The 367-nt window shown below is 67.3% G+C and carries 1 protein-coding gene; it reads left to right on the plus strand.

Annotated elements, in window-relative coordinates:
* A partial coding sequence (locus tag FLX08_RS40175) for an RICIN domain-containing protein (RefSeq protein ID WP_142625461.1) occupies positions 1–367 on the plus strand: 367 nt, incomplete at both ends.

Here is a 367-nt window from a genome sequence, read left to right on the forward strand (position 1 = left end):
ACAGCACCTCCGACGGCGTGCAGCTCACCGTGTCCAGCTGCAACGGCGCGAGCAACCAGACCTGGAACCTGTCCACCCAGGGCAGCGGCTTCCGCCTGGCCGCCGGCAACAGCGGCAAGTGCGCCGGAGTGAAGGACGCCTCCACCTCCGCCGGCAAGGCCGTCCAGCAGGAGTCGTGCACCGGCTCCACGTCACAGACCTGGGAGCTGACCGCCTCGGGCTCCAACTACCGCGTCGTCAACGCCAACAGCGACAAGTGCCTCAACACCAAGGACAACTCCACCTCCTCGGGCGCACTCGTCCAGCAGAACTCCTGCGACTCGGTCTCCACCAAACAGTGGTCACTCCAGCCCACCGGCTCCCAGCC

It is taken from the genome of Microbispora hainanensis (genome assembly GCF_006874475.1).
GTDB lineage: Bacteria > Actinomycetota > Actinomycetes > Streptosporangiales > Streptosporangiaceae > Microbispora > Microbispora hainanensis.